Source organism: Caballeronia sp. BR00000012568055, from assembly GCF_029439455.1.
In the GTDB taxonomy this organism is placed as follows: Bacteria; Pseudomonadota; Gammaproteobacteria; order Burkholderiales; family Burkholderiaceae; genus Caballeronia.
Window position 1 is genome coordinate 231,061 of record NZ_JAQFVG010000358.1, and the last position, 25,804, is coordinate 256,864.

Annotated in this window: 21 protein-coding genes; 15 read left to right on the plus strand and 6 right to left on the minus strand. The window is 60.7% G+C overall.

Annotated elements, in window-relative coordinates; genetic code table 11:
• Positions 1-95 precede the first annotated feature (95 nt).
• On the plus strand, positions 96-3,035 hold the full coding sequence (locus P7F28_RS32925) for an ATP-binding protein (protein ID WP_306806124.1): 2,940 nt from the start codon (positions 96-98) through the stop codon (positions 3,033-3,035).
• 38 nt (positions 3,036-3,073) lie between these two features.
• Here P7F28_RS32925 and P7F28_RS32930 read toward each other — a convergent pair whose 3' ends face one another.
• The gene (locus P7F28_RS32930; RefSeq protein WP_277189471.1) at positions 3,074-3,997 is read right to left on the minus strand and encodes a LysR family transcriptional regulator; all 924 of its coding nucleotides are present in this window, start codon (positions 3,995-3,997) and stop codon (positions 3,074-3,076) included.
• 437 nt (positions 3,998-4,434) lie between these two features.
• Between P7F28_RS32930 and P7F28_RS32935 the strand changes: the two genes are divergently transcribed.
• The 3 genes from P7F28_RS32935 (at position 4,435) to P7F28_RS32945 (ending at position 7,080) form a co-directional block, all read left to right on the plus strand.
• Positions 4,435-5,592 (plus strand): porin, encoded by a 1,158-nt coding sequence (locus P7F28_RS32935; RefSeq protein WP_277189472.1) that lies wholly within the window; start codon positions 4,435-4,437, stop codon positions 5,590-5,592.
• Between the two features lie 162 nt (positions 5,593-5,754).
• Positions 5,755-6,201 carry a CHRD domain-containing protein gene (locus P7F28_RS32940; protein WP_277189473.1) on the plus strand — a complete coding sequence of 149 codons (447 nt, stop codon included), beginning with the start codon at positions 5,755-5,757 and terminating at the stop codon, positions 6,199-6,201.
• Positions 6,202-7,080, plus strand: coding sequence for an alpha/beta hydrolase (locus P7F28_RS32945; RefSeq protein ID WP_277189474.1), 879 nt, complete (start codon positions 6,202-6,204; stop codon positions 7,078-7,080).
• Here P7F28_RS32945 and P7F28_RS32950 read toward each other — a convergent pair.
• Entirely contained in the window at positions 7,064-7,912 is an 849-nt protein-coding gene (locus tag P7F28_RS32950) for an EcsC family protein (protein WP_277189475.1), read from the minus strand. The two genes, P7F28_RS32945 and P7F28_RS32950, sit on opposite strands and share 17 nt — an antisense overlap.
• 125 nt (positions 7,913-8,037) lie before the next feature.
• Between P7F28_RS32950 and P7F28_RS32955 the strand changes: the two genes are divergently transcribed.
• Both P7F28_RS32955 and P7F28_RS32960 read left to right on the plus strand, forming a co-directional pair.
• Positions 8,038-9,633 (plus strand): MDR family MFS transporter, encoded by a 1,596-nt coding sequence (locus P7F28_RS32955; protein ID WP_277189477.1) that lies wholly within the window; start codon positions 8,038-8,040, stop codon positions 9,631-9,633.
• Between the two features lie 15 nt (positions 9,634-9,648).
• On the plus strand, positions 9,649-10,104 hold the full coding sequence (locus P7F28_RS32960) for a MarR family transcriptional regulator (RefSeq protein ID WP_277189478.1): 456 nt from the start codon (positions 9,649-9,651) through the stop codon (positions 10,102-10,104).
• Between the two features lie 3 nt (positions 10,105-10,107).
• Here P7F28_RS32960 and P7F28_RS32965 read toward each other — a convergent pair whose 3' ends face one another.
• On the minus strand, positions 10,108-11,382 hold the full coding sequence (locus P7F28_RS32965; RefSeq protein WP_277189480.1) for an amino acid deaminase: 1,275 nt from the start codon (positions 11,380-11,382) through the stop codon (positions 10,108-10,110).
• Between the two features lie 123 nt (positions 11,383-11,505).
• Between P7F28_RS32965 and P7F28_RS32970 the strand changes: the two genes are divergently transcribed.
• The 3 genes from P7F28_RS32970 to P7F28_RS32980 are packed head-to-tail and all read left to right on the plus strand — an operon-like array spanning position 11,506 to position 14,287.
• Complete coding sequence (locus tag P7F28_RS32970) at positions 11,506-12,393, plus strand: MurR/RpiR family transcriptional regulator (RefSeq protein ID WP_277189481.1); 888 nt, start codon at positions 11,506-11,508, stop codon at positions 12,391-12,393.
• Positions 12,394-12,395: 2 nt separating this feature from the next.
• Positions 12,396-13,874, plus strand: a complete 1,479-nt coding sequence (locus P7F28_RS32975; RefSeq protein WP_277189483.1) for an amidohydrolase family protein — start codon at positions 12,396-12,398, stop codon at positions 13,872-13,874.
• Between the two features lie 32 nt (positions 13,875-13,906).
• The gene (locus P7F28_RS32980; protein ID WP_277189484.1) at positions 13,907-14,287 is read left to right on the plus strand and encodes a RidA family protein; all 381 of its coding nucleotides are present in this window, start codon (positions 13,907-13,909) and stop codon (positions 14,285-14,287) included.
• A gap of 45 nt (positions 14,288-14,332) precedes the next feature.
• Here P7F28_RS32980 and queF read toward each other — a convergent pair whose 3' ends face one another.
• From queF to ilvA, 3 genes are read right to left on the minus strand one after another with little or no spacing between them, the layout of a single operon-like run.
• Positions 14,333-15,157: an NADPH-dependent 7-cyano-7-deazaguanine reductase QueF gene (gene queF, locus P7F28_RS32985; protein ID WP_277189486.1), complete on the minus strand. Its 825-nt coding sequence runs from the start codon at positions 15,155-15,157 to the stop codon at positions 14,333-14,335.
• Complete coding sequence (locus P7F28_RS32990) at positions 15,154-16,068, minus strand: 5'-nucleotidase (protein ID WP_277189487.1); 915 nt, start codon at positions 16,066-16,068, stop codon at positions 15,154-15,156. The genes queF and P7F28_RS32990 overlap by 4 nt, the downstream gene beginning before the upstream one ends.
• Before the next feature lie 9 nt (positions 16,069-16,077).
• A complete protein-coding gene (ilvA, locus tag P7F28_RS32995; RefSeq protein ID WP_277189489.1) occupies positions 16,078-17,601 on the minus strand; it encodes a threonine ammonia-lyase, biosynthetic in 1,524 nt (507 codons plus the stop codon).
• 541 nt (positions 17,602-18,142) lie between these two features.
• On the opposite strand from ilvA, the gene P7F28_RS33000 reads away from it, so the two are divergent.
• The 6 genes from P7F28_RS33000 to P7F28_RS33025 all read left to right on the plus strand — a co-directional run bounded on the left by P7F28_RS33000 (position 18,143) and on the right by P7F28_RS33025 (position 25,783).
• A complete protein-coding gene (locus P7F28_RS33000) occupies positions 18,143-22,237 on the plus strand; it encodes an FAD/FMN-binding oxidoreductase (RefSeq protein ID WP_277189490.1) in 4,095 nt (1,364 codons plus the stop codon).
• Between the two features lie 36 nt (positions 22,238-22,273).
• Positions 22,274-22,708 (plus strand): HIT family protein, encoded by a 435-nt coding sequence (locus tag P7F28_RS33005; protein ID WP_277189535.1) that lies wholly within the window; start codon positions 22,274-22,276, stop codon positions 22,706-22,708.
• Between the two features lie 13 nt (positions 22,709-22,721).
• Complete coding sequence (locus P7F28_RS33010; RefSeq protein ID WP_277189491.1) at positions 22,722-23,132, plus strand: DUF971 domain-containing protein; 411 nt, start codon at positions 22,722-22,724, stop codon at positions 23,130-23,132.
• Between the two features lie 82 nt (positions 23,133-23,214).
• A complete protein-coding gene (ubiE, locus tag P7F28_RS33015; protein WP_277189492.1) occupies positions 23,215-23,946 on the plus strand; it encodes a bifunctional demethylmenaquinone methyltransferase/2-methoxy-6-polyprenyl-1,4-benzoquinol methylase UbiE in 732 nt (243 codons plus the stop codon).
• A gap of 25 nt (positions 23,947-23,971) precedes the next feature.
• Positions 23,972-24,973, plus strand: coding sequence for a Tim44 domain-containing protein (locus tag P7F28_RS33020; RefSeq protein ID WP_277189494.1), 1,002 nt, complete (start codon positions 23,972-23,974; stop codon positions 24,971-24,973).
• Positions 24,974-25,135: 162 nt separating this feature from the next.
• Positions 25,136-25,783: an SCP2 domain-containing protein gene (locus P7F28_RS33025; protein WP_277189537.1), complete on the plus strand. Its 648-nt coding sequence runs from the start codon at positions 25,136-25,138 to the stop codon at positions 25,781-25,783.
• Positions 25,784-25,804 lie beyond the last annotated feature (21 nt).

Here is a 25,804-nt window from a genome sequence, read left to right on the forward strand (position 1 = left end):
CAGACTTGATCAGCGATCGCGCATTAAACCCAGCCGCAGTCTTCCATCGACGCGATCGATTTTCATGCGCGCGGCCGTCCTCAAGGAAATTGCAATTGAGATCAGTGTTGGCGTCCTTTCGGTTCGTGATTCCGGTGCTCTTGGCGGGGCTTTCGCTTGCGGTGAACGCTTCTGGCGCAGGCACGGCGGTTCAGGCTGGTTGGACCGTCAGCGGCGTGCGTCTCCTTCCCGCGCTTATCGGAGTCGCGGCGGTGCTTATCGTGACCTTGCGGGCGCTGATTCTTTTGCAACGCGAGATGGCGCGTCGCATCGAAATCGAGCAGCAACTCGCAACGCAACTCAGCTTCCAGCAAACCATGATGGAGGTCGTGCCTTATCCGCTTGTCGCCAAGGATCTGGACAATCGTTACATCGCGGTGAATCGTGCGTTCGAGGAGACGCTCGGCGTGCGGCGCGCGGACATTGTCGGGCGCACCACGCGAGATGTATGCGCGTGGGGACCGGAAAAGAGCACGGTACTTCACGAGCTTTCCGCCGCGACCTTGAACACGGGCATGCGCCAGGAAGTAGAAGCCGAATTTTTCGATCGGAGCGGACGGCAACGCTGCGGCCTATTCTGGACCGGCGCGTTTTCATCGCCTGATGGTCTGCGCGCGGGCGTCGTCGGAACCATGATCGATATCACCGACATCCGCGACGCCGAAACGCGCGCGCGCCGCACGGAGCGCCGTCTGCATGACGTGACGCGATCGTTGCCCGCCGTAGTGTTCCAGCTTCGGCGGTCGCGCGAGGGCACCTACACGCTTCCCTATGTCGATGGCGATACACGTCAGTTACTCGGGCTCGATCTGGCCGCGCTTGCGAACGATCCGCTCAACGTTCTGCGCCATGTGAATGCGGAGGACAGCGCGCGTTTGCTGCAGGAAATCGAAGCATCGTCGAAATCGCTCGAACCGGTGCGCACCGAATTCCGGTCCGCGGTCTCGGGCGTGGTGCGTTGGATTCGCGCTGATCTCGTCGCGCATCGCGAAGACGATGGCGCCGTGGTATGGAGCGGCTATTGGGCCGATGCGAGCGTCGAGCATGCTCGCGCTGAAGAACTCGCGCGCGCGCGTGATACGGCCGAAGCCGCATCGCGCGCGAAGGACGACTTCCTCGCAATGATGAGCCACGAAATCCGCACGCCGATGAACGGCGTGCTCGGCCTTGTCGAAGTGTTCGAAAACACGCCGCTCAATCCGGATCAGTCGCAAATGCTCGGCATGATTCAGGATTCGGCGAGCGCGCTTCTGCAAATTCTCGACGATCTTCTCGACTATTCGAAAATCGAAGCAGGGCGTCTGACAATCGAATCGACGGCAATTGATTTGCGCGAATTGGTCGATAACGCGGTTGGTCTTCTCGCCGGCCGTGCGCATGAGAAAGGGCTGCGCGTGCGCGTGGATGTAGCGCCAGAGGTGGCCGCCGTCGTTCGCGGCGACAGTGTTCGACTGCGGCAGATTCTCTTCAACCTGATGAGCAACGCCATCAAGTTCACCATCCGCGGCGATGTCTCGTTGCACGTGCGTGTCGCCGAGCAGCGCGGCGCGGAGCAAGTCATCGAATGGTGCGTGGCCGACACCGGAATCGGCATTGCGCTCGAAGCGCAGTCTGGATTGTTCGAGCCATTCGTTCAGGCTGAAACCTCGACGACACGACGTTTCGGCGGCACCGGACTCGGCCTTACCATTTGCAATCGTCTCGTCGAACTAATGGGCGGCACGCTCTCACTGAAGAGTGACGTCGGGGTAGGCACAGCCATGACCTTGCGACTCGCCATGCCGGTCGAGACGGAGCAGTATCAGATCGAAGGTTTGCGGGGCAAGCGCGGCATCGTCGCCGTCGAGGATGAGCGGGTGGCGGGCGCATTGCTGAACTTCGGGCAGGCTTTGGGGCTGAACCTGCGACGCATCGCGCCGTCGGATCGGTCGCTCAGCGAGTCGAACACGTTCGAGGAAGTCGATCTGGTCTTTCTGCGTGATACGCATCAAGGCACGGTTCCGCCCGGCGCGTCGATCATCCATGTGACCGAAAAGCCGAAACCGACCGGATATCGGATTCTTGAAGACGATATCCGCGTGAGCGTCAATCCTATTTCGTGGCGCGGACTCGGCGCGGCGTGTGTGGCCGCGTTGACCGGTATGCCGCAAATCGCCGCGCGCGCCCATCTGAATCAAGAGGCGAAAATGGAAGCGCCGAGCCGTGCCGACGCGTTGCAAAGCGGCAAGCTCGTGCTCGTGGCGGAAGATCACCCTGTCAATCAAGAGTTGATCCGCCATCAACTATCGTTGCTGGGATTTGCATGCGATGTCGTGCACGACGGCGTCGAGGCATTGGCAGCGTTGAAGGACACGCGATACGGCTTTTTGATCACCGATTGCCACATGCCCAATATGACCGGCTATGAACTGGCCAAACGTGTCAGATCGGGCGAGAAAGGCTCGTCGCGCCGATTGCCGATTTTGGGTATTACCGCCAGCACGGTTCCCGAAGAACTCAAGAAGTGTCGTGAGTCGGGCATGGACGACTGCCTGATCAAACCGACACGGCTCGCTACGCTTCGTGAGTATTTGAATCGGTGGCGCGCGTCCGAGAATATTAAACCCGAAGCGGAACTGCGCACGGAGCGGACTGTGGCACATGACAACACTGAAGACGACGCGCTCGATCTCGCCGCGATGGCGCAACTCTGGGGCAGCGAGGCGACGGTCAAAGCCTTGCTCGACGCGTTCGTCTCTTCGTTCCATGACGACCTTCTCACGCTCCGAGAATTGCTCGACCGCGGCACCGTCGATCACTTGCGCGAGTGGCATCATCGCGTGACGGGTGCGGCGAGCGTGTTGCAATATGGTCCGCTGCTCGATGCGCTCGAGGCGTTCCGCCGTGATCTCCACGTGAAGTCGTTCAAGCAGCGACGGGACGACGGGCTTGCGCTGATCGCGCGTTGCGAACAATTGCTGGAGCGGATCGAAGCGCAGGGCGCGGCGATTGCCTGAATTGCCTGGAATTGCCTGAAGGCCTGGAGGTGTCGCCGCTATTCGCTCGCGGCGTTCAAAGCGACCGGATCGCGAAAATAACCGAGCGCAAAATCGACAAACGAGCGCGTCTTGGCCGACACGAATCGCCGCCCCGGATAGACAATCGACACTTCCTTGTCGGCATCTTTTAGCTGATAGTCCTGCAGCAGGCGAACGAGCGCGCCGGATGCAAGATCCTGCGTGACATAGCTTTCCGGCAACACGGCGATACCCATGCCTGACAATGCCGCCTGACGCAGCATCGGCGAGCTGTTCACGGCGTAGTCTGGATCGAGCACGACATCTTCCTGCGTCCCCGACGATGCCACGAACGACCAGATCGATCCGTGTATATCAGCGGAAGGCGCAAGAAAGCGATGCTTCGAAAGCAGCGCGGGCCGGTCGGGGATGCCATATTCAGCGAGATAGTCCGGCGAGGCGACCATCACAGCGGCAACCTTGAAAAGCGGACGTTGAATAAGCGACCCGCTATGCACCAGATGCGGCACGACGATGCCCACATCGAAACCTTCATCCACCAAATCGACCGGACGATGCAGCAGCGTGAGGCGCAGTTTCACGCTCGGGTGCCGTTCCTGAAACGCACGCAGCATAGGCGTGAGTTCGTGCAAGGAAAACGAGGCCCACGCGACCAGCTTGAGCGTTCCCGAAGGATCGACTGCCGTGCTCGCCACCGATGCCTCGACCGACTCGACTTGTTCGAGCACGGCGCGACAGCCATCGGCAAAAGTCCTTCCCGCTTCGGTGAGGGAAACGCTGCGCGTGGTGCGATTCAACAAGCGCGTGTTGAGATGCGCTTCCAATAGCGAGACATAGCGCGTGACAACGGCGTTCGATATTTCGAGCGCGGCGGCCGCGCGCCCGAAAGATTCGGTCTCGGCGACTTTAAGGAAAACGCGCATCGCCTGCAGTTGATTCATGGGGCGGATGGCTTCTGTTGCGGTGTTACCCGGAGAACGCGATTAAAGCGAGAGAGTTATCTCGTCACTTCGCGTGCGCGATATTAGATGCCCGAATTGCGAGTTGGAATCGGAGTACTCCGATCTATGTTGGATGTCGCGATTGGACAACTGTCGCATGTCTGCAACTGTGTGCGCGCAGCGAAATTTCGAGACTGGAAACCGAAGTGGGTAAGTACAAGATCCCTAAGCGTTAACTTATATTGAAATTTGATCTTTTGATTTATTCAAAAAGATTTTTGTACTTCATTGGGGGGTGGATGCAAAAAGCTGAGTTCTAAACTTTGGGCTGCCGAATAACGGTGTGAAGCGCACGTCAGAGATATCGATCTCAAACGTGCTGCGGTGCCGATCAAAGCAACCCATCGAGCGATTAGGCTCACTCAGAGGAATTACGCATGAAAAAGAATGTAATCGTAGCAGCAGTGGCAACGCTGGCTGCATCGTTCGCGACGGCTGCAAGCGCACAAAGCAGCGTCACGCTGTACGGTTTGGTCGATGCAGGTCTGACGTACGTGAACAACGTCGCGACTGGTTCGGCCACCGGCCCGCAAAAGGCTTCGTTCCACGGTCTGACGAGCGGCAATCTGCAAGAAAGCCGTTGGGGCCTGACGGGCTCCGAAGACCTCGGTGGTGGTCTGAAGGCAATCTTCCGTATGGAAAACGGCTTCAGCGTGGCCAATGGCCAGCAGGACAACGGCCTGTTCGGTCGCCAGGCATATGTTGGCCTGTCGTCGGATGTCGGCACGTTCACGCTGGGTCGCCAGTATGACTCCGTCGTTGACTACCTCGGCCCGCTGAGCGCAGCAGGCACGTGGGGCGGTACGTACTTCGGCCACGTTCGCGGCAACGATAACCTGAACAGCAACTTCAGCATTGCTAATTCGGTCAAGTTCCAGAGCAACAACTACGCTGGCTTCTCGTTCAGCGGCTTGTATGGCTTCTCGAACCAGGCTGGAGCTTTCGCTAACAACCGCGCATACAGCGTTGGCGCGGGTTACGCGAATGGTCCGTTCAAGCTGGGCGCTGGTTATATGCAAGGCAATGGCGTTGATGCCGTGTCGAACCCCAACGGCGCGATCACGGGCGAGCAGTTTGTCGGTGTTGGCAGCAGCCACGATCGTCAGCGTACCTTCGGTGCAGGCGGTAGCTACTCGTACGACGCAATGACGTTCGGTGCGGTCTGGACGCAAAGCCGTCTGGATAACAGCGACTTCCAAGGCTTCTCGAGCGTGTTCAACAACTTCGAAGTGAACGCTCGCTACCTGGTTACGCCGGCGCTCGCGCTTGGCGCGGCTTACACGTACTCGCAACAGAAGTACAACGCGTTCGGCGAATCGTCGGAAAAGAGCAAGTTCCACCAGTTCGGCCTGCAAGCTGACTACGCTCTGTCGAAGCGCACCGACTTCCATATCGAAGCAGTTGCGCAAATCGGTTCGGCAAGCGGCGACGCTCCCGCAGCGACGGCAGCAATCGCTAACAGCAACGGCGCGTTCGGTCCGTCCTCGAGCAGCCGTCAGGTTCTCGTGAACACGGGTATCCGTCACCGCTTCTAAAGCGGGCTGTAGCTTAGGCTAGTAGCAAGCAGTAAGAGAAGGGCGCCGCGAGGCGCCCTTCTTGCGTTTAGGCGCGCCAAAAGCAACGATCATCCGAATGCACTACCATCGTCGAAGCGGGAGACACGATAAGCAAAAGCCCGCGGCACTTGGAGAGCAAAGATGATCTCGACATGCAGACCACATGTACGCTGGACATTAAGCCTGACCCTTGCGCTGCTCGCATCGACAAGCGCGCATGCGGATACAGTTGCACTCAAAGCCAATCTCCAGCCATCGAGCGAGGTCCCGCCGCGTGTGAGCAAGGGCCACGGCATTCTCGATGCCACCTTCGACACCGACACCAAACTCCTCACCTGGACCGCGACCTACGCCGAACTTTCCGGCCCGGTAACGATGGCGCATTTCCACGGCCCCGCACCCGTCGGTCAGAACGCGAAGGTACAAGTGCCGGTCGATAAAGCCGCCCTCGCCAGTCCGATGAAAGGGCAGGCCACCTTAAACGATCAACAAGTCACTGACCTGATGGCCGGACAGTGGTACTTCAACATTCACACGCAAGAAAACCCGACTGGCGAAATTCGCGGTCAGGTGATGCCATCGAATTGAATGAGTTGGCAATGCGATCTGGCGTGCTGGATCTTGCGACGGAGCATGCGTCCAAAAACGGCCGAGCCGGGTATCGATGTCGATTATGTTCGCGCGCGCACGTCGCGCCGGGTGTGGCTGCCGCGCGTGCCGAAGGGATTCACGCTTGAAATGCAGAAGTCGCCGATTACGGGCGAATGGCTGAACGCGAATGCGCAGGTAACGATTTTTTATCTGCACGGCGGCGGCTACTACTTCTGCTCGCCGCGTACGCATCGTGCGATCACGTTTGGACTGGCGACGCGCGCGCGTGCAAATGTCTTCGCGCTCGAATATCGGCTCGCGCCCGAGCATCGCTTTCCGGCGGCGGTCGATGATGCCGTCGCCGCTTATCGCATGCTGCTTGCGCGCGGTACGTCGCACGATCGAATCGTGATCGCAGGCGATTCAGCCGGTGGCGGTCTCGCGCTCGCAACCTTGCTCGCACTCCGCGACCACGGCGATTCGCTTCCCGCCGGCGCGGTGCTTTTCTCACCGTGGACCGACTTGACGTGCAGCGGCGCATCGATGCAAACGAACGAGGGCCGCGACCCGATGTTCCACGCGCAAGTCTTCCCAATCGTCGCCCGCCAGTACTTAGGCGATGCCGACGCCAAGCATCCCTACGCATCGCCACTATTCGGCGATCTCGAAAACCTGCCGCCGATCCACATTCAGGTCGGCGACACCGAACTATTGCTCGACGATTCAACCCGAATCGCTGAAAAAGCGCATATCGATCTGCAAGTCTGGCGCGATGTTCCGCACATCTTCCAGATATGGGCGCCGTTCATGCCTGAAGCGCGCCGCGCGCTGACGCAAGCCGCGCGTTTCATCGAAAAGATCACCGCCCGCCGATAACCTCGATCGTCTGATAAGCGCGCTCCACCGCCGACGCGCCGTACTTCCGCTCCAGCCGACGCACCGTGAAATGCCCGTGCGCCATCTGCTGAAAGTGATCGATGAACACGGTGTTCACCATCGCGCCGAGCACCGCGCCGATCGCCGGAATGGATTTCGCGGCGACTTGCTCGCTCACCTGCACGGAAAAACGCGATGCGATCGTCTGCAGGAACTTGAGCAGCGCCGTCGATCCGTGGCTGCTCAAACCCTTCGCCGCGATCTCGTTCGTCGCGCGCGATACCGACTGCGCCAGCGCGCTGCGCACGATGAAGTAGCCGAGATCGGCGTTGTCATCGCTCTTTTTGTTGCTGCCCATGCCGAGCACCATCATGCACTGCAACTGCGCTTCCACGCGATGCACGTCCTCGCCTTCGCTACGCGCGATGTCGCAGATCGAGCGAAACATCAGCGTGGTCGTGACCGGCAACTCGACCGGCAGCGCAAACAACCCGAACGCGCCGCCCGCCGCGCCGGTCGTGGCGACCGCGAGTTTGTGCATCAGATTGCTCGGTTTATCGGGCGGCGGCGCGAGCAGCGAATCGGACGGTGCGCTTTTGACGATAGTCCGCAGCGCGACTTGCAGACACTTCTTGAGCGCGATCTGCGTGGCGTCGTCGACTTTTTCCTGCGCGGCAGATGGCAGCCGGTTCATGAGTTTTTCGATAGGCGCGCCGACCACGCTCGCGAGCTTCATCGTGAGCGATGGACTTTCGAGCGCTTCTTTCGCGCGGCTCAGCGCGGCGAAGTCTTCGGTGGTGAGCGGCGAGGTGATGATCGGCGTCGGTTCCATTGGGCGTGTTCTTCGAGAAAAGTGAGGCATCGGCTACACAGGCTACAGAGGCTACGCGTGTTAGAGCGCATGCCCGTGCTATGATTCCATTTCCGTTGACTCGTCAACTATTGTTGTCACAAAAAATGGCCGTTCACACAGCCGCGCATCATTCCAGCGGACAGGTTCTGCCTTTCCGCGAATCGCTTATGGCGATGCTGGGCGTTTCCTTCGTCACCATGCTCGTCGCGCTGGATCAAACCGTCGTTGGCACGGCGCTGCCTACCATGGTCGCAGAATTGCGGGGTTTCGATCTCTACGCGTGGGTCGCCACGTCCTATCTACTGACTTCCGTTGTCACGGTGCCGATTTTCGGTCGCCTCGGCGATTACTACGGTCGCAAACCCTTCGTGATCGCATCGATTGTCGTGTTCACGGTGGCGTCGGTGTTGTGCGGGCTTGCCAACAGCATGATGTTTCTCGTGCTCGCGCGCGGCTTGCAGGGCATCGGCGGCGGCATGTTGGTCGGGACCGCGTTCGCGTGCATTGCGGATCTGTTTCCGGACAACGTCGTGCGCCTGCGCTGGCAAGTGCTGATGAGTTCGGCGTTCGGCATCGCCAATGCGGTCGGGCCGTCGCTCGGCGGGATTCTCACGGAATACTACGGTTGGCGCTCGGTGTTCTACGTCAATTTGCCGGTTGGCGTGATTTCGCTGTTTTTTGTGTGGCGCTTTCTGCCGCATCTGCGGCACGTCAAGCATGAAGGCAAAATGCGGCTCGACTGGCCCGGCGCGGCGTTGATCGCGTTGACGCTCGGCGCGCTGCAATTGTTCGTCGAAATGTTGCCGAAGCATGGACTGACGGCGGAAACCGGCGTGCTGCTCGTCATGAGCGCGGCGGCGGGTTTCGGCTTATGGAAGTGGGAAAAGCGCTGCGATTACGCCATCCTGCCGATCGATATGTTCCGCAACAAGGCGCTTGCCGCTTTGTTCACGCTGGCGATTCTCGGCGGCTTCACCATGTTTTCGCTATTGTTCTATGCGCCGCTGTTGTTCCAGGGCGGCTTCGGCATGTCGCCGAAAGACGCGGGCGTGATGATTACGCCGCTGGTCGTGTTCATTACCATCGGCAGTATTGTGAATGGGCGGATCGTGACGCGGCTGAAGAACGCGAATCTGATGCTGTTTATCGGCTTCGCGTTTCTCGCGGTGTCGTGTCTCGGCGTGGTGATCGCGACGCACACTACGCCGCGTTCGGTGCTGCTGGCGTTTATGCTGATCGGCGGACTCGGTCTCGGTTTTGTGATGCCGAATCTCACCGTGTTCGCGCAGCAGACGGCGGGCCGCGAACATCTCGGTATTGCGACGGCGCTGCTGCAATCGTTACGCATGATCGGCGGGATGATCGGCACGGCGATCACCGGCACGCTGATCAGCCATTTGTACGCGAGCGGCGTAAGTATCGCGCTGGAAAAAGATCACGCGATGCGCTGGCTCAGCGATCTCGCCGATCCGCAAATCCTGATCAATCGCGAAGGACAGCAAACGCTGCTCGCGCAATTCGCAGCGGCCGGGCATAACGGCGCGGCGCTGATCGAATCGGCGCGCGAATCGCTGGTCGCGGCAATTCACATTGGTTTGGCGATGGCGGCGATCGTCGCGGTGCTGTCGTTCTGGCAAGCGCGGCGCGTGCCGCCGGTACGCTTGAAGGGACCGCAGGAACCGGTCATCCTCGCGGAATGAGAAAGGGATCACAGCATGAATGAACAAGACCGCATTGCCGTCGTGCAGCAGTTTGGCCGCACGTATCGCGCGTTTATGTCGGCGTTCGAAGCCGCCGTCGGTCAGCCGATGCCGCGCTGGCGCATCTTGCTCGCCTTGCACGAGCACGCGGGCGTGTTGTCGCAGAAGCTGCTGGTCGAGCGCCTGAAGGTCGATCCGGGCGCGCTGACGCGTCAGTTGAAGACGCTGGAAAGTCTCGGCTGGATCGTGCGCAGCGTGGATGCACGCGATAACCGCGTCTCGAACGTCGCGCTTACGCCGCTCGGTCGAGCGGCCGCCGAAGAAGGCCTGCCGCGCCGCAACGCGTATCTTCACGACACCATGGCCTCGCTTCCCGACGATTCCATCGAAGCACTGTCCAGCGCGCTTCAAATGCTGGAAAAGCGCATTCAGCAAGTCGCGGCGACCAATGCCGCCGCGCTCGAAGAATAAAGCTCAGAAGAACGTTTCGATCACTTCGGTCACGCGATATTTCGGATCGACGACCAGCACCTGACGCCATTTATCGAACGTCAGGCACGGATGCGAAATGTCGAACGCGACCATATCGCCGACCTTCACATCCGCGCCCGGCTTGATACGCATATACGCGTGCTGATCCATCATGCCGAAGATTTCCCAGCCTTCATCGGCGGAGAGATCGCGCGGCATATTGGTACCCGGACGAAAATGCTTCGCGGGTTCCGGCAGACCGGCATCGAACGCGGCATCGCGCTTGCCGAGACCGATGATCGCGCGATCCGGTTCGGGAATCGACTGCACGTATGCCCACAATTGCAGCGCGGGCTTCAATCCCTGGCCCATTTTCTTGGCGATCGGATTGCGCGCGAAAATTTCGTTCTGCGCTTTCTTGTAGACACCGACATCGTGCGTCAGATAGCAGCCCGGACGCAGCACGACTTCAATCGCATTGCCGCTGGCCTTGGCGAACTCGTCCGCGACGACGTCGTACCATGCCGATCCCGCGCCCGATAAAATTGCCGGCTGGCGCGTGATCTTGCCTTGCGACAGCAGCGCGCGCGTGGTGTCCACCGCGTTCTTCAGATACGCGCGCACACCGGCTTCGTCCTGAAGCACGCCTTCATACACTTCGATACCCGCGAGTTCGATCGTGCCATTCCAGCGCGCAATGGCCGCGAGCACGGCTTCGCGTTGCGCGTCGTCGCGTACGCCGGTGCGCCCGCCCGGCACGCCGAGTTCGATCAGCACGTTCAGCTTCTTTTTCACGTCGCTGAAAAACGCGCCGAGTTGATCGACGCCATCGGCTGAATCGACCAGACAGAAGAATTCGAAGCCCGGGTCGGTCAGCAATTCCGCGATCATGCCCATGTTGCGCTTTCCGACGAGCTGATTCGCCATCAACACGCGATGCACGCCACCGCGATACGCCGCACGCACCTGATGCGCCGTCGCCAGCGTAATGCCCCACGCGCCGTTATCGAGCTGCTTGCGGAACAGTTGCGGCGCCATCGTGGTCTTGCCGTGCGGCGCGAGCTTCACGCCGTACTCGCCGACGAAGCTCTGCATCCACTTCAGATTGTGTTCGATGCGATCCGCGTACAGCACCGCCGCGGGCAAGCTCACATCTTCATCGAGCAGATTCCATTGCAGCCGCGATGCGTCAACCAACTGAATGCCGGTGCCCGGAACCATGCCGAGTCCTTTGCCGAACGGGTCGATCGTCGCGCTGTGATAGTTTGTAACTTTCATTCGATGCTGCTCCATCGTTCGTTTAGATCAATATCGCCCGATGCCGGGAATTGACGCATTATGGTAACCAAAGTAGCATGCGCAGTGGAAATGTTATTTAGTAACACAGCCCTCTGGTAAACCATGAACGGCCACGCCGACTCGCTCAGTTTCGATATCGTCGCGCGCATTGCAGAGTGTGCGCCTGAATTGCGCAGCGCCGAACGCAAAGTCGCCGCGCTGATTCTCGACGACCTCACCAGCGCATCGCGCGCGAGCATCGGCGCGCTGGCGGACAAGGCGGAAGTGAGCGTCGCCACGGTCACGCGATTTGCCAAAGCCGTCGGTTGTCACGATGTGCGCGAACTGAAGTTGCGGCTCGCGCAGGCGGCGGCGGTCGGACAGCGTTTTTTGAAACGTGAACCCGATGCGGTTCCCGATTCGCTCGCCGCGCGCATCTTCGAGGAAGTGCAGACCACGCTCGCGCAGAATCAGGGCGCGCTGCGCGCCGCGCCGATCGCCGAAGCGGCGGACGCGCTCGCCGAAGCCTCGATGATTTACGTGTTCGGCATGGGCGGCGGATCGACCGCGCTCGCCGATGAAATGCGCTTTCGCCTCGTGCGGCTCGGGCGGCCGGTCGCTTCGTATCAGGATGGCTTGTTGCAGCGGATGGTGGCATCGACGTTATCGAAGGAACATGTCGTCGTGGCGTTGTCCGTGACCGGGCAGACGCCCGAAATGGTCGATAGCTGCCGCCTTGCGCGCGAGTACGGCGCGCGCGTGATCGCGCTGACCGCGCCCGCGTCGCCGCTTGGCGCGCTGGCGGATTGGCTGGTGCCGATCATCGCGATCGAAACGGACTTTATCTACAAACCGTCGTCGTCACGCTACGCGATGATGATGGCGCTCGACTTGCTCGTCACCGAACTGGCCGTCAAACAGGCCGATACGAGCCGCGAACTGCTGCGCCGCATGAAACACGCACTCGATACGCATCGCGGCGGCGGCGAGCGTCAACCTTTGGGAGACTGATCATGGAACATGCCGATACGCTGATCATTGGCGCGCGATTGATCGATGGAACCGGCGCGCCCGCCGTCGAGCGCGATGTCGCGGTGCGCGACGGGCGCATCGTGGCGATCGTCGAAGCGGGCGGTTTGAGCGCGTGGACCGCCGATGAAACGTTCGATGCGCAAGGCAAAGTGCTCGCGCCCGGTTTTATCGACGTTCACACGCACGACGATACGCACGTGATCAACTCGCCGCAGATGATGCCGAAGATCACGCAGGGCGTGACGACGGTGATCGTCGGCAATTGCGGGATCAGCGCGTCGCCGGTGACGCTGAAGGGCGCGCCGCCCGATCCGATGAACCTGCTCGGCGATCAGGCGGCTTTTGCTTATCCGACGTTTGCGTCTTACGTCGAAGCGGTCAACGCAGCGCATCCGACGGTGAACGTCGGCGCGCTGATCGGCCATACGGCGCTGCGCAACAATCATATGGATCGGCTGGATCGCGGTGCATCGAACGATGAAGTCGCCGCGATGCGCGCGCAACTCGAAGAAGCGCTGGATAACGGCGCGCTCGGTTTGTCGAGTGGATTGGCGTATGGATCGGCGTTCAACGCGCCGCCCGAAGAAGTGCAGGCGCTGGCCGAGCCGCTCGCGAAAGCCGGCGCGCTCTACACCACGCATATGCGCACCGAATTCGACGCCATTCTCGATGCCATGGACGAGGCGTATCGCGTGGGCCGCCATGCGCGCGTGCCGGTGGTGATTTCGCATCTGAAGTGCGCGGGGCCGTCGAACTGGGGACGCAGCGAGGAAGTGCTGAAATCGATCGAAAGCACGCGTGAAGGCCAGCCGATCGGTTGCGATTGCTATCCGTACAACCGCAGTTCCTCGACGCTCGATCTGAAGCAAGTCACGGGCGATATCGACATCACAATTACCTGGTCAACGCCGCATCCGGAAATGGCGGGCAAGCTGATCCGCGAAGTCGCCGATGAATGGAAGCTCACGCAACAGGAAGCGGCGAAGCGTCTGCAACCGGCGGGCGCGGTGTATCACAACATGTCGGAAGACGACGTGCGGCGCATCCTCTCGCATCCCGCGACGATGGTCGGTTCCGACGGCTTGCCGAACGATCCGCTGCCGCATCCGCGTTTGTGGGGCGCGTTTCCGCGCGTGCTCGGCCACTATGCGCGCGATACATCGCTGCTGCCGCTCGAAGAAGCGGTTCGCAAGATGACGAGTTTGTCGGCGCGGCGCTTCAGTCTCGCGGAGCGTGGCGAAGTGAAGGTGGGATATCACGCGGATCTGGTCGTATTCGATCCCGAACGCGTGATCGATTCCGCGACGTTTTCGAATCCGCAGCAAGCGGCGGACGGTATCGATGCGGTGTGGGTGAATGGGGGTTTGACGTATCGCGAGCGGGCCGTGACCGGCGCGCGCGCGGGACGTTTCGTGGCGCGTGGTTCGGCGTCGAAACTGGATGCGGAAGGCGCGTTCTAAAACTTGATGCGATTGAAAAAGGAGTCGTAGAGATGAAGCGTTATGGCGTGGAAGGTGGCAAGGGACAAGGCGGCGCACATATGCCGTTCGCGCGTGCGGTGGAAGCGGATGGCTGGCTGTTCGTATCGGGCCAGACGCCGATGGAAAACGGCGAGGTGATCAACGGCGGAATCGTCGAGCAGACGCACAAGGCGATTCAGAACGTAATCGCTATTCTGGAAGAAGCGGGTTATGGCACGGAACACGTCGTGCGCTGCGGCGTGTGGCTGGACGATCCGCGCGACTTCGCATCGTTCAACAAGATCTTCAAGGAATACTTCGGCGCGAACCCGCCCGCGCGTGCGTGTGTGGTGTCGTCGATGGTGATCGACTGCAAGGTCGAGGTGGATTGCGTGGCTTATAAGAAGGCGTAAATTCTGTTGCGGCTTCGCGTGTTACTCGCGAAGCCGCATTGTCATTTACTGCCGCGCCAGCCGCGCATTATCCGGCATCGGCAAATTGAAGTTAGTGCGAAACGGATTGATATCCAGCCCGCCACGCCGCGTATAACGCGCATAAACCGCCAGCCGTTCCGGCTTACATTCCCGCATGATGTCCATGAAAATGCGCTCGACGCATTGCTCATGAAAGCCCGTATGCTCGCGGAACGACACGATATATCGCAGCAAGCCCGCGTGATCGATCTGCGAACCGTAATAACGAATCTGCACGCTGCCCCAGTCCGGCTGTCCCGTCACCGGACAATTCGATTTCAGCAGATTCGAAAACAGCGTTTCATCGGTCGGCGCTTCATCATGCGCGGCCTTCAATAGCGAAGCGTCCGGCGCGTAAATCTCGCAATCCAGATCCAGCCGATCCAGCGATAAACCATCGAACTCTTCCATCGTCAGCTTGGCGAATTCGGCGGGCGCGGTCAGTTGCACCGATACCGTCGCGCCGCAAATCGCCGATACATCGCGCTTGATGGCGGCGCGCACGTCGTCGATGGAATCGAAACGAGTTTGCGCAAACGAGCCGAGATACAGCTTGAACGATTTCGATTCGACGATATTCGGTGAATCCGCCGGCACGAAGAATGTCGCCACCGCAAGCTGCGGTTTGCCGCGCATATTCAGCCACGACAATTCGTAAGCATTCCAGATATCCGTGCCGAAGAACGGCAGCCGCGCCGGCACGCCGATATCGTCGCGCGCGCGCTTGCGGTCGATCGGGAACAGCAGCGAGGCATCGTACTGTTCGGTGTAGTGGACGGGCTTGCCGAGCGGTGATTGTTCGGGTGTCATGATGCGTTCGCTATGCCGCTGAGAACGTGCCCCGTCGCAGTCACGACGCGGGCGGATTCGCAGTGGCGGATTTGGTCGTCGAAGAAAAAGTCGGGCTCGAATTCGCGCAGGAATTCGCCCTTGTCGAGTCCGCCCAGAAACATCGCTTCGTCGATATCGATGTCCCAGGCCATCAGCGTGCGGATCGCGCGTTCGTGTGCGGGCGCGGAGCGCGCGGTGACGAGCGCGGTGCGAATCTGCATCGACGATGTATTTTCGCTGTCGTCGGCGATGCGCTGGAGTTTGTTCAGTGCTGCCAGCAGCGGTTTCAACGGACCGCCGGGCAGAGGCGAATTGCGTTTATCCGTCTCGTGCCCGACGAAGGCCGATAAACCATCGCTTTGGAATACGCGTTCGGCTTCATCGGAGAACAGCACGGCGTCGCCATCGAACGCGATGCGGATTTCGTCCGCGTATCGGCTCGATGCGCGCGGCGGTTCAGGCAGCACGCTTGCCGCGGGAAAACCGGCGGCGAGGGCATCACGCACATCTTCCGGATTCGCCGATAAAAACAGCGACGCGCGCAACGGCTTCAGATACGCGAACGGCGAGCGCCCGCGCGTGAACACGCCACGTTCGATCGCCAAACCATGTTCGCGGCACGAATGGAACGCGCGCAAACCGCTGATCGGATCGCTGCGCGACAGAATCACCACTTCGACGCGCTGTTCATCCGCGTTCAACGCGAGCAGCTTGCGAATGAGACCAAACGCGACGCCCGGTTTCGCGGGCATTTCCAGCCGCGAACGCTGCAACGCTTCGTACGATGCGAGATCGCCCGCTTCGAAAACGCGATTCTCTTCCTCGAAATCGAACAGCGCGCGCGATGAAATCGCGACCACGAGTTTGTCTTCGAGCGTGAACTTGGGCATCGCTTACGCTCAGGCGAGGAACAGCTTGTAGACGGGATTGTGCTGCTCGTCCCACCACGGATAACCGAGCGTCGCGAGGAAGCGTTCGAACTCCGCATTGTCCGACTGCGGCACCTGAATGCCGACCAGAATCGAGCTATAGTCCGCGCCCTGATTCCGATAATGGAACAGGCTGATATTCCACTCCGGCGCCATCGACGAAAGGAATTTCATCAGCGCGCCCGGCCGTTCCGGAAACTCGAAGCGCAGCAAACGCTCGTCGCGCGCGAGCACGGAATGGCCGCCGACCATATAGCGAATGTGCTGCTTCGACAGTTCATCGTGCGAGAGATCGACCGTCGCAAAACCATGTTCGATAAACGACGACATCATCTGCGCCGTTTCCTTGCGCGACTTGATCTGCACGCCGACGAAGATATGCGCGGCGCTTTCATCGGCGATACGGTAGTTGAACTCGGTCACGCTGCGCGTACCGACGAGTTCGCAGAAGCGGCGGAAGCTGCCGCGTTCTTCGGGAATCGTCACGGCGAACACGGCTTCGCGCGCTTCACCGACTTCCGCGCGTTCGGCCACGAAGCGCATGCGGTCGAAATTCATGTTCGCGCCGGACGTTACCGCGATCAGCGTTTTTCCTTCGATACCTTCGCGTTCCGCGTACACCTTCGCGCCAGCAACGGCCAGTGAACCTGCGGGTTCCAAGACGCTTCTCGTGTCCTGGAACACGTCCTTGATCGCGGCGCAGAGCGCGTCCGTATCGACGGTAATGACTTCGTCGAGCAATTCGCGGCACAGGCGGAAGGTTTCTTCACCGACCAGCTTCACCGCCGTGCCGTCCGAAAACAGGCCGACTTCATTCAACGTGATGCGCTCGCCCGCTTTGATCGATTGCGCCATCGCGCAGGAATCTTCGGTCTGCACGCCGATCACCTTGATCTCCGGCCGCACCGCCTTGACGTACGCCGCGACGCCCGCCGCCAGTCCGCCGCCGCCGATCGGGCAGAAGATCGCGTGGATCGGGCCTTGATGCTGGCGCAGAATTTCCATCGCGACCGTGCCTTGGCCGGCGATCACGTCCGGATCGTCGAACGGATGGACGAAGGTGAGGCCGCGTTCTTCCTGAAGCTTCAGCGCGTGTCCGTAGGCATCCGTGTACGACTCGCCCGATAGCACGATTTCGACCGTCGGGCCGCCGTGCGCGCGGATCGCATCGATCTTGACCTGCGGCGTGGTGGTCGGCACCGCGATCACCGCGCGGCAGCCGAGCCGCGCCGCCGAGAGCGCCACGCCCTGCGCATGATTGCCCGCCGAGGCCGTAATCACGCCGCGCGCCAGGACATCGGCGGGCAGTTGGGCCATCTTGTTGTACGCGCCGCGAATCTTGAACGAGAACACCGGCTGGTTGTCCTCGCGCTTCAGATAGAACGCGTTGTGCAGTCGCGCCGACAGATTGCGGGCGTGTTCCAGCTCGGTCTCGCGGGCGACATCGTAGACGCGCGCGGTGAGCACTTTCTTCAGGTAGTCAGGATGTGTCATGCGGAGAATCGTTGAATCGTCACGCCGAAACGCTGCGCGCTGGTTTTTTGAGAGCGAAAGCATCAATGATAGCGCCAAAGGGGCGCTTTTCCGGCTCGACACACATTCCAGACCGACCGGACGGGTGTGTAAAAGTGCGCAAATGAGCCAAACAGCGTCGAAAATCGGCAAGCAAATGCCCCTTCTGACTGCTAGCAACCGCGAACGTGACTTTTCGCGATGGGTTAGAATTTCCTTTTACAAATCAGCAATCAGGATCGGCAGATGCATCGGCAGCTTCGGATCGATTTTCTGGCGCATGTCTCCCGCGAGTCGCATCCCGCGGCGGAACGGCATGCCCGTCACGCGCGATCGTGGCGTTGATCCAGGGCACATCGAAGGCGCCGTGAATGGAATTCGCCAGATTCGCTGCCAGCGGGCGATCCGGCGGCCTTCGCCAAGATAAGTCTCACTCGAAAATTTGCGCCCCCACGCGCATCGCCGGCGTTCCCGCTGCTTTTGACAGCAAGAGCGCGTTCTCCGGCACACCGAACCGTCGAACATGAACGCACCCCAAGCCTTCGATCCGAACGGCGCCCATGCCGCCACGGCGCTCGATACCGAACCCCGTCTGCGCGAAATTCCCTATAACTACACGTCGTTTTCCGATCGCGAAATCGTCATGCGCCTGCTCGGCGACGAAGCCTGGGCCGCGCTGGATTCGCTGCGCAGCGAACGCCGCACCGGCCGCTCGGCGCGCATGCTGTACGAAGTGCTCGGTGACATTTGGGTCGTGCGCCGCAATCCGTATCTGCAAGACGACTTGCTCGACAACCCCAAGCGCCGCGCCTTGCTGGTCGAAGCGCTGAACCATCGTCTGCACGAAATCGAGAAGCGCCGCAGCGCCGATCTGTCCGAACACAGCGACGAAGCGGGCAGCAACGAACGCGCATCGCGCGTGCAATTGCTGGTGGCCGCAGCGCGCGTCGCCGTCGATGAATTCGCCAACGAATTCGGCCGCATGGCTGACTTGCGCCGCCGCGCATCGCGCGTGCTGGGCCGGCAGACGGCGAAGGACAACATCAAGTTCGATGGCCTCTCGCGCGTGGCGCACGTCACGGACGCGACCGACTGGCGCGTCGAATATCCGTTCGTCGTGCTGACGCCGGACAGCGAAGCGGAAATCGCCGGTCTGATCAAGGCGTGCTTCGAACTCGGTCTGACCGTGATCCCGCGCGGCGGCGGCACCGGCTACACCGGCGGCGCGATTCCGCTGACGCCGTTCTCAGCCGTCATCAACACGGAAAAGCTCGAACAACTCGGCCCGGTCGAAATGACGGATTTGCCGGGTGTCGATCGCAAGGTCGCGACGATTTTCTCCGGCGCGGGCGTGGTCACGCGCCGCGTGACGGAAGCGGCCGAGCAAGCGGGCTTCGTCTTCGCCGTCGATCCGACGTCGCTCGATGCGTCCTGCGTCGGCGGCAACGTGGCGATGAACGCGGGCGGCAAGAAAGCGGTGTTGTGGGGCACGGCGCTCGACAACCTCGCGTGGTGGCGCATGGTCGATCCGGAGGGCAACTGGCTCGAAGTTACGCGTCTGGATCACAACTGCGGCAAGATTCACGACGTCGAAGTGGCGCGGTTCCGGCTCGACTGGTTCGACGGCAATCGTCCGCCGGGCGAGAAACTCATCCGCACCGAAAATCTCGATATCAAAGGCCGCGTGTTCCGCAAGGAAGGCCTCGGCAAAGACGTCACCGATAAATTCCTCGCCGGCCTTCCCGGCGTGCAGAAAGAAGGCTGCGACGGGCTGATTACGTCTGCGCGCTGGATTCTCCACAAGATGCCCGCGCACACGCGCACCGTCTGCCTCGAATTCTTCGGCCAGGCGCGCGACGCGATTCCGAGCATCGTCGAGATCAAGGATTATTTGTTCGAGACATCGAAGCAGGGCGGCGCGATTCTCGCGGGTCTCGAACATCTCGACGAACGCTATCTGCGCGCGGTCGGCTATGCGACCAAGAGCAAGCGCAACGCGTTTCCGAAGATGGTGCTGATCGGCGATATCGTCGGTGACGATGCGGATGCGGTCGCACAAGCCACGTCGGAAGTCGTGCGCATGGCGAACGGCAAGAGCGGCGAAGGTTTCGTCGCGGTGAATGCCGAGGCGCGCAAGCGCTTCTGGCTTGATCGCTCGCGTACGGCGGCGATTGCCAAGCACACCAACGCGTTCAAGATCAACGAAGACGTGGTGATTCCGCTCAATCGCATGGGCGAGTACACGGACGGGATCGAGCGCATCAACATCGAATTGTCGATCAAGAACAAGCTGCAACTGGTCGATGCTTTGGAAGCCTTTTTCCGCACCGGCAAGCTGCCGCTCGGCAAGACCGACGACGCCAACGAAATCCCGAGCGCCGAATTGCTCGAGGATCGCGTGCAGCAAGCGCTCGATTTGCTCAAGCGCGTGCGGGCGCGCTGGATGTTCGTCGGCGACAAGCTGGATATGCCTTTGCGCGAGGCGCAGCATTACCTCGTCAATCTCGGCTACGAAGCGCTGGCGGAGAAGTTCGCCGATCGCGTCGATGTGCAGCCGGACGCGAACGTGTTCCATATCGCGCAGGATCGCACGGTGCGCATTTCGTGGAAGCAGGAGATTCGCGCCGAATTGCGCCAGATTTTCAACGGCGGCGAGTTCAAACCGATCCTCGACGAAGCGCAGGCCATCCACAAGCAAGTGCTGCGCGGCCGCGTGTTCGTCGCGCTGCACATGCACGCGGGCGATGGCAACGTGCACACGAACATTCCCGTCAACTCCGACAACTACGCGATGCTGCAGGACGCGCATCACGCGGTCGCGCGCATCATGAAGCTCGCCCGTTCGCTCGATGGCGTGATTTCGGGCGAGCACGGCATCGGCATTACGAAGCTGGAATTCCTGACCGAAGACGAGATCAGCGAATTCCGCGCGTACAAGCAACGTGTCGATCCGAATGGCCGCTTCAACGCGGGCAAGCTGTTCGATGGCGCGGATCTGCGCAACGCGTACACGCCGTCGTTCGGGCTGATGGGCTACGAGTCGATCATCATGCAGCAGTCGGATATCGGCGCGATTTCCGAGTCGATCAAGGACTGTCTGCGTTGCGGCAAGTGCAAGCCGGTGTGCGCCACGCATGTGCCGCGCGCGAACCTGCTGTACAGCCCGCGCAACAAGATTCTCGCCACGTCGCTGCTGGTTGAAGCGTTTCTGTACGAAGAGCAGACGCGCCGCGGGGTATCGATCAAACATTGGGACGAGTTCAACGACGTCGCCGATCACTGCACCGTCTGCCACAAGTGCGCGACGCCGTGCCCGGTGAAAATCGATTTCGGCGATGTCACGATGAACATGCGCAATCTGCTGCGCAAGATGGGCAAGAAGAAGTTCAATCCGGGCAACGCGGCCGGCATGTTCTTCCTCAACGCGACGAATCCGCAGACCATCAATCTCGCGCGCACCGCGATGATGGGCGTCGGCTATAAAGCGCAGCGCTTCGGCAACGACGTGCTGAAGAAGTTCGCGAAGAAGCAGACGGCGAAACCGCCTGCGACGGTCGGCAAACCGCCGGTCGTGCAGCAGGTGATTCACTTCATGAACAAGAAGATGCCGGGCAATCTGCCGAAGAAAACGGCGCGCGCGCTGCTCGACATTGAAGACAACAAGATCGTGCCGATCATCCGCAATCCGAAGACGACGTCGGTGGATTCGGAAGCGGTGTTCTATTTCCCCGGCTGCGGATCGGAGCGCCTGTTCTCGCAAGTCGGACTCGCCACGCAGGCGATGTTGTGGGAAGCGGGCGTGCAGACCGTGTTGCCGCCGGGTTATCTGTGTTGCGGTTATCCGCAACGCGGCTCGGGTCAGTACGACAAGGCCGAGCAGATCGTCACGGACAATCGCGTGCTGTTCCATCGCGTCGCCAACACGCTGAACTATCTCGATATCAAGACCGTAGTGGTCTCGTGCGGAACCTGCTACGACCAGCTCGCAGGATATGAATTCGAGAAGATTTTCCCTGGCTGCCGGATCATCGACATTCACGAATTCTTGCTCGAAAAGAACATCAAGCTCGAAGGCGTGAAGGGCACGCGCTACATGTATCACGACCCTTGCCACTCGCCGATCAAGACCATCGATCCGGTGAAGCTCGTCAATGAACTGATGGGTTCGGCGCAGGACGGTTACAAGATCGAGAAGAACGATCGGTGCTGCGGTGAATCGGGCACGCTCGCGGTCACGCGTCCGGATGTATCGACGCAGGTGCGCTTCCGCAAGGAAGAAGAGATTCGCAAGGGCGCGGCCAAGTTGCGCGGCATTCCACTGGTGGCCGAAGCGGGCGCGAACGGCATCAATATCGCCAATGCTTCGGCGGGTGCGGCGGGCGCGCAGCCGGGTTCGGTGCTCAAGGCCGGCGACGGCCCTCAGACTAATGGCGCGGACGTGAAAATTCTCACGAGCTGCCCGTCGTGCCTGCAAGGTCTGTCACGCTACAACGAGGACGCCAATGTCGAGGCGGACTATATCGTCGTGGAAATCGCGCGCAAGGTGCTCGGCGAAAACTGGATGGAACAGTACGTCGAACGCGCGAACAATGGCGGTATCGAGCGCGTGCTGGTGTAATAGCGAAATCGATGTTCGATTCGCTAGAGGTAAATGATGGACTGTGTGTTTTGCCGTGAAGACGGCGGCGAAGTGCTGTGGTCGGACGACGCGTTGCGCGTCGTCCTCGCCGATGAAGCCGATTGGCCGGGTTTGTGCCGCGTGATCTGGGGCGCGCACGTCGCCGAAATGTCCGATTTATCGGACCACGACCGCGCGCGCGTGATGACCGCGGTCAACGGCGTCGAACGCGCGATGCGTCGCGTGCTGGTGCCCGACAAGATGAATCTGGCGAGCCTCGGCAATCAGGTGCCGCACGTTCACTGGCATATCATTCCGCGCTTCACCAACGACTCGCGCTTTCCGCTGCCGATCTGGGCGCCGCGCCAGCGCACGGTTTCCGAGGCGCAACTTTCGAAGCGTCGCGCACAGGCCACGCTGTTGCGCGAGCAAGTGCGCAACGAGCTGAACCACGCGTTCGGCCATCAATAAAGACGACGACACCATGAGCGGACTTACCCCGACGACGCCGATTCCCACCGGCGTCGTTCTTCATTCCAAATCCCGCGTGCTGGAACTGCAATACGGCGACGAATCGTTCCGCGTGCCGTTCGAATTGCTGCGCGTGTTTTCGCCGTCGGCGGAAGTGCAGGGCCACGGGCCGGGACAGGAAACGCTGCAAACGGGCAAACGCGAGGTGTCGATCGTCGGAATCGAGCCGGTCGGACACTACGCGCTGCAACTCACCTTTTCGGACGGCCACAATACGGGTATCTATTCGTGGGACATCCTCCACGATCTGGCCACGCGTCAGGACGACCGGTGGCGCGAATATTTTGCAAAGCTCGAAGCGGCGGGCGTCAGCCGAGACGCTCCGATGCCGACGAAATCCGCTGGCGGCGGGCACTGTCACTGATATCAACGCTGCGGCATAACGCCGCACAGCCGGCGCGACAATTGCACGGCATAGAACGAACAACAGGCGAGGAAAGAGCGCTATGAGCAAGACCCACTTCGGATACGAAACGGTCGATGAGCAGGACAAGGCGAAGAAAGTGGCGGGCGTGTTTCACTCTGTCGCGAGCAACTACGACTTGATGAACGACCTGATGTCCGGCGGGCTGCATCGGATCTGGAAGCACTTCACGATTGGTCAGGCGAAAGTGCGGCCGGGTTACAAGGTGCTGGATATCGCTGGCGGCACCGGCGATCTGGCGATGGCCTTCGCCAAACAGGCAGGCGAAAGCGGCGAAGTCTGGCATACGGATATCAACGAATCGATGCTGCGCGTGGGCCGCGATCGCCTGATCGACAAGGGTGTGCTGACGCCCGCGCTGCTGTGCGATGCCGAGAAGATTCCGTTCCCGGACAATTATTTCAATGTGGTTACGGTTGCCTTTGGTTTGCGTAACATGACCCACAAAGACAAGGCGCTTGCTGAGATGCAGCGGGTGACCAAGCCGGGCGGCAAGGTCATGGTGCTGGAATTCTCGAAAGTGTGGGAACCGCTTAAAAAGCCATACGATATCTACAGTTTCAAGATTTTGCCGTGGCTTGGCGAAAAAGTGGCGAAAGACGCCGAGAGCTATCGGTATCTGGCCGAGTCCATTCGTATACATCCCGACCAGGAAACTTTAAAGTCGATGATGGAACAAGCGGGCTTGGATCGAGTCGAATATTACAATTTGTCAGGTGGCGTGGTAGCGTTACACGTCGGGACTAAATTCTGATGTTCCACTCTTCAAAGGATTCGAAATGTCCGATTCGCGCACCCCTCAAACCCGGGGTTTCCTGAATATGTTCTTCAGGAAGGCCGGAATTCTGGCGCTGGCTGGCGTTATCGCGGCCGGTGCGATCTTCGCGGAAACCGCGGAAGCCAAACGCATGGGCGGCGGCCGCAGCATGGGCCGTCAGTCGGCCACGGCTACGCAGCAGAGCCAAAGCACGCCGCCGTCGCAGTCGTTCGGCCAGTCGGGTCAGGCCGCGCAGGCTCAGCGTGCCCAGCCTACGCCCGCTGCGCCTTCCGCTCAGCCCGCGCGTAATCGCTGGCTCGGCCCGATCGCCGGTCTCGCGGCCGGTCTCGGTATCGCGGCGCTGTTGTCGCACTTCGGCCTGGGCGAAGCCTTCGCCGGCGCAATGGCGAACATGATCATGATCGCGTTGATCGTGCTGGCTGCCGTCATGCTGTTCCGCTTCATCATGCGCAAGCGTCAGGGCAATGCTGGTAATGGCCCGGCGTACGCGGGCGCTGGCGGTGCACCGCCGTATGGCGCGGCCGCGCGCACGAGCCTGAATCAGGATGCGCCGCAGACACTGCCGCCGGTGACCGGCTACGGCGCGACGTATATCGACACACCCGCGCCGCAAGTCTCGCAGCCGAACGTGCCCGCCGGTTTCGATACCGAAGCCTTCGTGCGCAACGCCAAGGTCTACTTCATTCGTCTGCAGGACGCGTGGGATCGCGGCAACGTCAACGATATCCGCGAGTTCACCACGCCCGAAATGTTTGCCGAAGTGAAGCTGGATGTCGATGCACGCGGCAACGTGCCGAATCGTACGGATGTGGTTCAGTTGAACGCGGACGTGCTGGGCGTCGAGGATCGCGCGGGCGAGTATCTGGCAAGCGTGCGCTTCCACGGGCTGATCCGCGAGTCGGAAGGCGCGGCGGCGGAACCGTTCGTCGAAATCTGGAATCTGTCGAAGCAGAAGTCGGGTAACGAAGGCTGGCTGTTGGCAGGTATTCAGCAGGTCAGCTAAGGCCGCACCTGGCCGAATGGCCAATCGTTGCGACCGGCCGTGTGATTGCCGGTTGCAACGGTAGAATAGAAACCCGCGTGAGCGAGTGCCCACGCGGGTTTTTTTATCTCACAGCCGATGACCAACGCAGACGAATCCGCCCGTCCCGCAGCCAATCCCGCGTTGAAAACCGCATCGAGCGGGTTTGCCGCCGCCGTGAACCATTTGCTCGCGCGCGAGCCGTGGGCGCGTGAGCGCGTGAAACCGTACGCCGGAAAGTGCGTAAAGCTGTCGTGCAAGCCGGTGACGCTGGCGCTCGTCGTGCAGCCCGATGGGTTTTTTGCCGCAACCAGCGAGGCCGATGCAGCCGCGTTCGACGTCACCATTTCCGTTCCGCTCGACGCGCTGCCCGCGTTCCTGCAAGGCGGACAGGGCGCGGTGATGAAGCACGTGCGTATCGAAGGCGATGCCGAATTCGCGCAGACTTTGGCCAAGCTGGCCGAACATTTGCGCTGGGATCCGGAAGAAGATCTGGCGCGCGTAATCGGCGATGCGCCGGCGCATCGAGTTGGACGCATTGCACGCGCGGTGCAGGATCAGGCGCAGCGCACAGGCCGTAATCTGCTGGACACGTTCGCCGAATTTTTCCTCGATGAACAACCGCAACTGGTGCGCAAAAGCGCGCTGGAGGCGTTCAACGCCGAAGTTTCGAAGGCACGAGATGCGCTCGCACGCGTGGAAAAGCGCATCGAACGAATTGAACAAAGAAGCTCGGAACGCGGCGCTTCAGCGCGTCCGGGCGGCGAGTCCACGCGCGACTCGCGCAAATAACGAGCTGAAGCGAACCTGAAC

Excerpts from the sequence above, each read along its gene's own strand:
- P7F28_RS32945 (WP_277189474.1), top strand. The coding sequence starts at position 6,202 with ATGAGTTGGCAATGCGATCTGGCGTGCTGGATCTTGCGACGGAGCATG.
- ubiE (WP_277189492.1), top strand. The coding sequence starts at position 23,215 with ATGAGCAAGACCCACTTCGGATACGAAACGGTCGATGAGCAGGACAAG.
- P7F28_RS32960 (WP_277189478.1), top strand. The coding sequence starts at position 9,649 with ATGAATGAACAAGACCGCATTGCCGTCGTGCAGCAGTTTGGCCGCACG.
- P7F28_RS32935 (WP_277189472.1), top strand. The coding sequence starts at position 4,435 with ATGAAAAAGAATGTAATCGTAGCAGCAGTGGCAACGCTGGCTGCATCG.
- P7F28_RS32970 (WP_277189481.1), top strand. The coding sequence starts at position 11,506 with ATGAACGGCCACGCCGACTCGCTCAGTTTCGATATCGTCGCGCGCATT.
- P7F28_RS32950 (WP_277189475.1), bottom strand. The coding sequence starts at position 7,912 with ATGGAACCGACGCCGATCATCACCTCGCCGCTCACCACCGAAGACTTC.
- P7F28_RS33010 (WP_277189491.1), top strand. The coding sequence starts at position 22,722 with ATGAGCGGACTTACCCCGACGACGCCGATTCCCACCGGCGTCGTTCTT.
- P7F28_RS33000 (WP_277189490.1), top strand. The coding sequence starts at position 18,143 with ATGAACGCACCCCAAGCCTTCGATCCGAACGGCGCCCATGCCGCCACG.
- P7F28_RS33020 (WP_277189494.1), top strand. The coding sequence starts at position 23,972 with ATGTCCGATTCGCGCACCCCTCAAACCCGGGGTTTCCTGAATATGTTC.
- P7F28_RS32930 (WP_277189471.1), bottom strand. The coding sequence starts at position 3,997 with ATGAATCAACTGCAGGCGATGCGCGTTTTCCTTAAAGTCGCCGAGACC.
- queF (WP_277189486.1), bottom strand. The coding sequence starts at position 15,157 with ATGACACCCGAACAATCACCGCTCGGCAAGCCCGTCCACTACACCGAA.
- P7F28_RS32965 (WP_277189480.1), bottom strand. The coding sequence starts at position 11,382 with ATGAAAGTTACAAACTATCACAGCGCGACGATCGACCCGTTCGGCAAA.
- P7F28_RS32980 (WP_277189484.1), top strand. The coding sequence starts at position 13,907 with ATGAAGCGTTATGGCGTGGAAGGTGGCAAGGGACAAGGCGGCGCACAT.
- P7F28_RS32940 (WP_277189473.1), top strand. The coding sequence starts at position 5,755 with ATGATCTCGACATGCAGACCACATGTACGCTGGACATTAAGCCTGACC.
- ilvA (WP_277189489.1), bottom strand. The coding sequence starts at position 17,601 with ATGACACATCCTGACTACCTGAAGAAAGTGCTCACCGCGCGCGTCTAC.
- P7F28_RS32990 (WP_277189487.1), bottom strand. The coding sequence starts at position 16,068 with ATGCCCAAGTTCACGCTCGAAGACAAACTCGTGGTCGCGATTTCATCG.
- P7F28_RS32975 (WP_277189483.1), top strand. The coding sequence starts at position 12,396 with ATGGAACATGCCGATACGCTGATCATTGGCGCGCGATTGATCGATGGA.
- P7F28_RS32955 (WP_277189477.1), top strand. The coding sequence starts at position 8,038 with ATGGCCGTTCACACAGCCGCGCATCATTCCAGCGGACAGGTTCTGCCT.
- P7F28_RS33005 (WP_277189535.1), top strand. The coding sequence starts at position 22,274 with ATGGACTGTGTGTTTTGCCGTGAAGACGGCGGCGAAGTGCTGTGGTCG.